Source organism: Streptosporangium minutum, assembly GCF_002149035.1.
Taxonomy (GTDB): Bacteria; Actinomycetota; Actinomycetes; order Streptosporangiales; family Streptosporangiaceae; genus Streptosporangium; species Streptosporangium minutum.
Genome location: NZ_NGFP01000006.1, coordinates 79,242 through 87,770, shown reverse-complemented (window position 1 = coordinate 87,770; position 8,529 = coordinate 79,242). Strand labels below are relative to the sequence as shown.

The 8,529-nt window shown below is 70.2% G+C and carries 5 protein-coding genes and 1 pseudogene; 3 read left to right on the top strand and 3 right to left on the bottom strand.

Going from position 1 to position 8,529, the window contains the following annotated elements:
- Window positions 1–238, bottom strand: a 238-nt coding sequence (locus CA984_RS02665; RefSeq protein ID WP_479725526.1) for an NYN domain-containing protein, incomplete at its 3' end; no start/stop codon positions are given.
- On the opposite strand from CA984_RS02665, the pseudogene CA984_RS02660 reads away from it, so the two are divergent.
- Window positions 211–453: pseudogene (locus CA984_RS02660) on the top strand (NYN domain-containing protein); the annotation flags it as partial. The gene CA984_RS02665 and the pseudogene CA984_RS02660 sit on opposite strands and share 28 nt — an antisense overlap.
- A gap of 453 nt (window positions 454–906) precedes the next feature.
- Window positions 907–1,878, top strand: coding sequence for an ArsR/SmtB family transcription factor (locus CA984_RS02655; protein ID WP_086567623.1), 972 nt, complete (start codon window positions 907–909; stop codon window positions 1,876–1,878).
- A 168-nt stretch (window positions 1,879–2,046) separates the two neighbouring features.
- Here the strand turns inward: CA984_RS02655 and CA984_RS02650 are convergent, their stop codons facing one another.
- Together CA984_RS02650 and CA984_RS02640 are read right to left on the bottom strand one after the other, a co-directional pair.
- Window positions 2,047–2,679 (bottom strand): response regulator, encoded by a 633-nt coding sequence (locus CA984_RS02650; RefSeq protein WP_086567597.1) that lies wholly within the window; start codon window positions 2,677–2,679, stop codon window positions 2,047–2,049.
- Window positions 2,680–2,682: 3 nt separating this feature from the next.
- Entirely contained in the window at window positions 2,683–6,861 is a 4,179-nt protein-coding gene (locus CA984_RS02640; RefSeq protein WP_423229276.1) for a HAMP domain-containing protein, read from the bottom strand.
- Between the two features lie 121 nt (window positions 6,862–6,982).
- On the opposite strand from CA984_RS02640, the gene CA984_RS02635 reads away from it, so the two are divergent.
- A complete protein-coding gene (locus CA984_RS02635; protein WP_086567592.1) occupies window positions 6,983–8,521 on the top strand; it encodes a PP2C family protein-serine/threonine phosphatase in 1,539 nt (512 codons plus the stop codon).
- The last annotated feature ends 8 nt before the right edge of the window (window positions 8,522–8,529 follow it).

Sequence of the window (8,529 nt, the reverse complement as noted above, 5' to 3'; positions counted from 1 at the left end):
GGTCCTCGTCGCCGCTGACGACCACCGCGTCGCAGACCGCGCTGTTGCGGGCCAGCGTCATCAGGTCACGGTGGACCTGGGCGTCCACGCCTTCGCGGCGGCCGGGGCGGATGCGCGACAGCCGGAGCTTGAGGCCCGGGAGGTCGGCCAGCGCGTCGTGCTCGGCGGTCCGGCGGCCTTCGACGCTCGCCTCGTACCAGTAGCACGACCACCCTCTCCGACGCGGTGAAGGCCGCACACAAGGAAGGCCACGACTTCGGCGAGTCCGTCGCCAAGGACGCCCCCGCCCTGTGGCTGGAGGCCGTGCTCGCCCGCAAGCCCCGCATGCCCTCCGACCTGGAGGCCCGCCTCCTCCAGGGCTCCTCCCTGCCGATCGACTTCCTCCTCCACGACGAGGTCCGCCACGCCCTCCGCCGAGGCTTCTGGGACGCCCTGGAGCGCGCCCGCCGCTGACGGAGGCCCTCCGCCGAGGGAGGTTCGCCGACGGGAAAGGAGGCCCTCCGCCGGGGGAGGCCCGCCGACGGGAAAAGGGCCTGTGCCGAGGCGGTGGCCGTTGCCGCCGTTTCCCGCACTCCGTGGACCCGTCTGCGATCTGCACACAGGCGCGGAACCGGCATCCGGCCGCATGTTCCGTCAGCCGGGCCGTACCGGCGACGGAGCGTCCGGTCGTGGCGGTGGATATTGTTCCGCGGATCTTTGACGTTTCTTCTCCAGAGAGGAAGCGCTTGGGGACTTCGCGGGGAAGGTTCTGTCGGACGCATTGTCGACAGAAATAATTTCCTCTTTACTTCTGTTTCCGGGTGGCGCCTCCTGTTCGATCCGGCAGTAATCCTGTCCCGGCCGGATTTTCACCACGATGCCTTTCGGTTCTGGCTGGAAGAGTTGTTCTGCGGGAACATCTGTTACGTGCTGCGCATACACTTCACCCCGGCCGACCTACGTCAGATAACGCTGGCGCCGGGCCCCACCCCGCTGTGGGAGACGGTCGTGAGCGTGCACCGGTTGCGGGTCCCGGCGACTGTGGGGCCCCAGCTGCGATTCGGCCTGGAGAGCTGGGAACGGGAAGTACGCGGCAGTCTGAGAGCTCGGGCCGGGGTGATGCTCGATCTCATCCCTCGGGAGGATTTCCTGCCCGGTTTCCTGCTCCAGCCGTCCGCCGGCGACCTCGCTGAGGGCCTCGACCTGGTCATGCACGCATCCAACGCGCAGATCTCCGCCGGCCTGCGCCTGCTGGCCACCCACCAGGAGGCCAGTCGCTGGTCTCAGGAACTCGCTGCCGACGCCCCCGGCGCACGGGAGGTTCTGAGAAGAGACCTGAAGAGATATTTCACCTCGTCGCTGGCATCGCGGTGGCCACGGGTCCAGGCCGGCGGGGTCGCCGACCGCGCCCTACGGTCCGAGACCCTGCTGAGAGGCGGGGTTGACGCCCTGCTCGCCACGCTCGTCCCGCAGTGGAGCTGGCAGGAGCCGACCCTGCATATTCCGTTTCCCCGCCCATGGGACGTCGACCTGGGCGGACGCGGACTGCTGTTGGTTCCGTCGTACTTCATACTCGGGGCTCTGCTGATGCCTCGGCCGGGAAAGTCCACCGTGCTGGCGTACCCGGTGTATCGCGGAGACCAGCCGACATGCGCGACGGACACTCTCGGTCCCCTGCTCGGGCGTACCCGGGCGGCCGTTCTCGCCGTGTTACGCGCCCCGGCCACCACCACCGCCGTGGCCGAACGGGTCGGCGTCTCCATCGCCTCCGCCAGCCAGCACGCCACGGTGCTGCGTGGTGCCGGGCTCGTCTCGACCACCCGGATGGGCGGGGCCGTCCTGCATGTGCTGACCCCTCTCGGGTCGGCCCTTCTGCAGGGCGACGCCACCGCCACCTGAGGACGCGGCGCGCGCCGTCACCGGCCGGGTGCCGGGCCCGGCCGCGCTCAGGCTCTCCACGGCGTCCGCTGCCCGCCCCCGGTCGGGCCTGAGCTCCCTCATGGGGCGCGGCCCAGGCCCGGCCGTACGCAGGCCCCGGCCGTACTCAGGCCCCGGAAGACGCCGGCGTCAGGTGAGGGCGTCGAAGCCCGCCCGGAGGTGGCTGACGCGGTGGGAGAGGTCGGCCATCGGGCCCGAGAGGCTGGGGTCGTTGGTCTTGCGGGCCAGCTCGCTGACCCGGGCGAGCTCGTCCTCGACCGCGGTGAGGCGTCTGGACAGCTCGGGGAGGACGGCCGCCTGGTCGGCGGCCTCGCCGGGGGGCAGCTCGGTGGAGAGACGTTCGCGGAGCATGGAGGCCTGCTCGGCCAGGCGGCGGTTCATGTTGTAGAGCTCCACGAACACCGCGACCTTGGCCCGGAGCACCCACGGGTCGAACGGCTTGGTGAGGTAGTCGACCGCGCCGGCGGCGTAGCTGCGGAAGGCGTAGTCGGGGGCGCTGTCGACCACGGTCAGGAAGATGATCGGGATGTTGCGCGTGCGTTCGCGGCGCTTGATGTGGGAGGCGGTCTCGAAACCATCCATGCCGGGCATGCGCACATCCAGCAGGATCAGCGCGAACTCGGTGTTGAGCAGGGCTTTGAGCGCCTCCTCGCCGGACCTGGCCCGGACGGGTATCAGATCGAGGGAGCTGAGGATCGCTTCGAGCGCGATCAGGTTCTCCTCCCGGTCGTCCACCAGGAGGATCTTGGCTCGGTCCGGCATTGATCACGCCCCTTCGTCGGAGTCGCCGGCTGGCTTGCCGCGGGTGAGCCAGCCGCGCAGGCGTTCCAGCAGGCGGTCGACGTCCACGGGCTTGGGCACGTAGTCGGAGGCGCCGGAGGCGATGCTTTTCTCCCGGTCTCCCTGCATGACCTTAGCGGTAAGCGCGATGATCGGCAGGTCGGCGAACTGGGGCATCCGCCGGATCGCGGACGTGGTGGCCCAGCCGTCCATCTCGGGCATCATGATGTCCATCAGGACCAGCGCGACGTCCTCGTTGCGTTCGAGCTGCTCGATGCCCTCCCGGCCGTTCTCGGCGTAGACCACCGTGGAGCCGTACCGTTCGAGGACGCTGGTCAGGGCGAAGACGTTGCGGATGTCGTCGTCCACGATCAGGATCTTGGCCCCGGTCAGCGGATCGTCGCCGCCCTTCCACGCCGGGCCCTCGTTCTGCGGGAAGTGCGAGACCGGCAGCTCCTCCGGCAGCGCCAGCTCCGGGAGGTCGTCGGGCTCCTCCAGCACTCCGATGAGCGTCTGGTTGCGCGGCGAGGAGTTCGGCGCGGCCGCTCCGCCGTCGCGCGAGGACAGCGGTCCTCCGTAGGACGGCGGCAGGTAGAGGGTGAAGGTGCTTCCCTGCCCCACCTCGCTGACCACGTGGATCTCGCCGCCGAGCAGACGGGCGATCTCGCGGCAGATGGACAGGCCCAGGCCCGTCCCGCCGTACTTGCGGCTCGTGGTGCCGTCGGCCTGGCGGAACGCCTCGAAGATGACCTCCAGCTTGTCGGCGGCTATGCCGATGCCGGTGTCCACCACCTCGAAGGCGAGGATGCCGTCGGCGCCGCGCAGGGTGTCGTCCACGAAGGCCACCGCGCGCTGGGCGGGGATCACGCGCAGCCGTACCTCGCCCTTGGGAGTGAACTTGATCGCGTTGGAGAGCAGGTTGCGCAGCACCTGCTGGAGGCGCTGCTCGTCGGTGCGGAGCTCCTGCGGGACCGACGGGTCCACCTCGACGGCGAACGACAGCCCCTTGTCCTGGGCCAGCGGCGCGAAGGTGGCCTCGAAGTAGTCGACGAGCTTGAGCAGGGAGATCTGCTGGGGGTGGATGTCCATCCGCCCGGCCTCGACCTTGGACAGGTCCAGGATGTCGTTGATCAGCTGGAGCAGGGCGGAGCCGGCACCGTGGATGGTCCTGGCGAACTCCACCTGCTGGACGGTGAGGTTGCCCTCGGCGTTCTCGGTGAGCAGCTTGGCCAGCACGAGCAGGCTGTTCAGCGGGGTGCGCAGCTCGTGGGACATGTTGGCCAGGAACTCGGATTTGTAGCGCGAGGAGACCGCGAGCTGCTCGGCGCGCTCCTCCAGCGTGCGGCGGGCCTGCTCGATCTGGAAGTTCTGGATCTCGATGGCCCGGTTCTGCTTGGCCAGCAGCGCGGCCTTGTCCTCCAGCTCGGCGTTGGAGCGGCGCAGCTCCTCCTGCTGGCGCTGGAGCTCGTCGGAGCGTTCCTGCAGCTCGGTGGTGAGGCGCTGCGACTCGGTCAGCAGGTCCTCGGTCCGGGAGTTGGCGATGATCGTGTTCATCGTGACGCCGATGGTCTCGACGAGCTGGGTCATGAAGTCGTGGTGGACCTCGCCGAACTGGCTGAACGAGGCCAGCTCCACGACGCCCAGGACCTGGGTCTCGAACAGGATCGGCACCACGACGATCTGGGCCGGGACGGAGGAGCTGAGGCCGCTGTCCACCGTGAGGTACTGGGCGGGGACGCTCTCCAGGATGATCCGCTTGCCCTCGAACGCGGCCTGTCCCACGATCCCCTCGCCGACCGCGAAGCGGTTGCGGATCTTGGAGCCGGGGCGCGCGCCGTACCCGGCGATCATGAAGAGGTCGTGGTCGCCGGTGGGCTCGGCCAGGTAGAAGGCCCCGTAATGGGCGGAGACCAACGGGGTCAGCTCGCTCATGATCAGCTTCGCGACCTCCATCAGGTCGCGGTGGCCCTGCATGAGGCGGGAGATGCGGGCCAGGTTGGACTTGAGCCAGTCCTGTTCCTGGTTGGCCTTGGTGGTGTCGCGGAGCACGGACACCATCGTGTTGATGTTGTCCTTGAGCTCGCCGATCTCACCCCCGGCGTCGACGGTGATGGAGCGGGTCAGGTCGCCGGTGGCGACCGCGGTGGTGACCTCGGCGATCGCGCGGACCTGGGTGGTGAGGCGGCCCGCCAGCTCGTTGACGTTCTCGGTGAGCCGCTTCCAGATGCCCTCGGCGCCCTCGACGCGGGCCTGGCCGCCCAGCTTGCCCTCGGAGCCGACCTCGCGGGCCACTCGCGTGACCTCGGAGGCGAAGGAGGAGAGCTGGTCGACCATGGTGTTGATGGTGGTCTTGAGCGCGAGGATCTCGCCCTGCGCGTTCACGTCGATCTTGCGGGTCAGGTTGCCGTTGGCGACGGCGGTGGTGACCTCGGCGATGTTGCGCACCTGGTAGGTCAGGTTGTTGGCCATGGAGTTGACGTTGTCGGTGAGGTCCTTCCAGACGCCGGAGACGCCGCGCACGCGGGCCTGGCCGCCGAGCTGGCCCTCGGTGCCGACCTCGCGGGCGACGCGGGTGACCTCGTCGGCGAACATCGACAGCTGGTCGACCATGGTGTTGAGGGTGTCCTTGAGCTGGAGGATCTCCCCCTGCGCGTCCGCGGTGATCTTCTTGGACAGGTTGCCCTGGGCCACCGCCGTGGAGACGGCCGCGATCTGCCGGACCTGGGTGGTCAGGTTGTTGGCCATGACGTTGACGTTGTCGGTGAGGTCCTTCCAGGTGCCGGAGACGCCGCGCACCTGGGCCTGGCCGCCCAGCTGGCCCTCCGACCCGACCTCGCGGGCGACCCGGCTCACCTCCGAGGCGAAGGAGGAGAGCTGGTCGACCATGGTGTTGATGGTGGTCTTGAGCGCGAGGATCTCGCCCTGCGCGTCCACGTCGATCTTGCGGGTCAGGTCGCCGTTGGCGACGGCGGTGGTGACCTCGGCGATGTTGCGCACCTGGTAGGTCAGGTTGTTGGCCATGGAGTTGACGTTGTCGGTGAGGTCCTTCCAGACGCCGGAGACGCCGCGCACGCGGGCCTGGCCGCCGAGCTGGCCCTCGGTGCCGACCTCGCGGGCGACGCGGGTGACCTCGTCGGCGAACATCGACAGCTGGTCGACCATGGTGTTGAGGGTGTCCTTGAGCTGGAGGATCTCCCCCTGCGCGTCCGCGGTGATCTTCTTGGACAGGTCGCCCTGGGCCACCGCCGTGGACACCGCCGCGATGGCGCGGACCTGGGTGGTCAGGTTGCTCGCCATGACGTTGACGTTGTCGGTGAGGTCCTTCCAGACGCCGGAGACGCCGCGCACCTGGGCCTGACCGCCCAGCTCGCCCTCGGTGCCGACCTCGCGGGCGACCCGGGTGACCTCCTCGGCGAACGCGGAGAGCTGGTCGACCATCGTGTTGACGGTGTTCTTCAGCTCGAACATCTCGCCGACCGCGTCGACGGTGACCTTACGGCTCAGGTCGCCCCTGGCGACCGCCGTGGTGACCAGCGCGATGTCGCGGACCTGGGCGGAGACGCGGCTGGACATGGTGTTCACGGCCTCGGTGAGGTCACGCCAGCTGCCCGACATGCCCCGCACGTTCGCCCGGCCGCCCAGACGGCCCTCGGTGCCCACCTCGCGCGCCACGCGCGTCACCTCGGAGGTGAACAGGGAGAGCTGGTCGACCATGCCGTTGATCGCCTTGCCGAGGCGGCGCACCTCGCCCCGTGCCCGGCGGTCGAGGTCGATGCGCCGGGACAGGTCTCCCTTGGCGACCGCGTCGATCACGTCGGCCGCACCGGTGACCGGCCCGACCAGGGCGTCGATCAGCGAGTTCACCGAGTCGACGCTCTCGGCCCAGGAACCCACGCCCGGACCCGCGGTGAGGCGTTCGCTGAACCGGCCTTCCTTCACCACCTCGCGGCGGACCCGGTGCAGCTCGTTGGCCAGGTGCTCGCGGCGGTCGGCGACCTCGTTGAGCAGCAGGCGGATCTCACTCAGGATCCCGGGAGGAGCGTGCGGCACCCGGCGGCGGAAGTCACCGTCGCGCCAGGTGATGAGTGTCTGAAGAATCGGCTTCAGATCCGATTCGCTGTAACGTCGCTCCTCGACGTCGGGCACGGTGTTGGCCATGGTCATGAGACCTCCTTGACTCCCGGGGGGCGCAGCCGCGAGTCATCCCAGTCTGTCACGGTGCGCAACCCGCAGTCCCGCCTTCGAATTACCCCATGGCGACGTGAAGTGTGGTAGGCACGGAGCAATGACCAATGCTCCCCGAGCCGTCCTGGCTGCGACGTTCGCCCCAGGAGACACGGCCGTCCCCGCCGCCCGGCGGTTCACCGTAGAGGTGATGACCGCCTGGGCCGCCACGTCCGTGCTGGCTGCGGCCGAGCAGCTGGCGGGCGAGCTCGTCGCGCAGGCGGCCCAGGCGCCGTTCGAGGTCGTCTGGAGCCACCTGGAGGACGGCGTCCAGGTGGAGGTCCGCCAGAAGGGCGTTCCCGGGGGCGTCCCCACCGGCCCCACCGTGCCGGTCGACGAGTGGGGCGTCACCTTCTCCGGCGAGCACCACACCCACTGGGCGCGGCTGCCGCTGCCCGGCTCCGCCGAGCGGACCGCCGCGGAGTGGTCCACGGAGGAGCCGAGCCGGGGACCGATCTGGATGGGCTTCCTCGCCGACGCCAGCGACCTGCTGGCCGGCACCCTCGACCCGGACATGGTGCCCGCGATCATCTCCCAGATCGTCGTCCCCCGCCTGGCCACCTGGTGCGCGGTCTACACCTGGAGCGGCGACGGCGGCCCGCAGCGCCCCGCCTACCTGTGGCACACCGACGAGCGGCGCATCGACGGGCTGCGCGAGGAGCTCGCCACGGCCCAGATCCCGCAGGCGGGCGGCTCCATGCAGCTCGGCGACTCGCAGATGCTCGTCATCCCGCTGCTCGCGCGGGGGCGGGCGCTGGGGGTGATGTGCCTGGGGCGGCCGGACCGTTTCGCCGAGGAGGCCTTCCAGTACGCCGAGGACATCGGCCGCCGCGCGGCCCTCGCGATGGACAACGCCCGGCTCTACGCCACCCAGGCGGCGGCCAACCGGGCGCTGCAGCGCAGCCTGCTGCCACCCAACGAGCCGGGCGAGATCCCGGGGCTCGATCCCGCCGTGGTCTACGAGCCGGCCGGGGAGACCAACGAGGTCGGTGGCGACTTCTACGACCTGTTCGCGGCGGGGGACGACTCGTGGCGCTTCGCGGTCGGCGACGTCTGCGGCACCGGCCCCGAGGCCGCCGCGGTCACCGGCCTGGCCCGTCACACCCTGCGGCTGCTCGCCAGGGAGGGGTACGGCGTGGCGGCCGTCCTCGACCGCCTCAACCAGGCGATCCTGGACGAGGGGGAGCGGGCCCGCTTCCTGACCCTGCTGCACGGGGAGATCAAGCCCGTGCCCACCGGGCTGGACGTGTGGATGGTCTCCGCCGGCCACCCCGAGGCGCTGCGGCTGCGGCCCACGGGTGTCGTGGAGACGGTGGTGACCTCCCAGTCGCTGCTGGGGGTCTTCCCCGAGGCGACCTTCAAGGCCGAGGTCGTCCACCTCGATCCCGGCGACGTCCTGCTCGCGGTGACGGACGGGGTGACCGAGCGGCGCCAGGGCGGCCGGCTGCTCGACGACGACGGGGGACTGGCCAAGCTGTTCGCCGAGTGCGTGGGCCTGTCGGCGCGGGCGGTCGCCGAGCGGATCCGCCGGGCCGTCCAGGACTTCGCCCCCGAGCCGAGCGCGGACGACATGGCGATCGTGGTCCTGCGGGCCCGGTAGCGACCGGT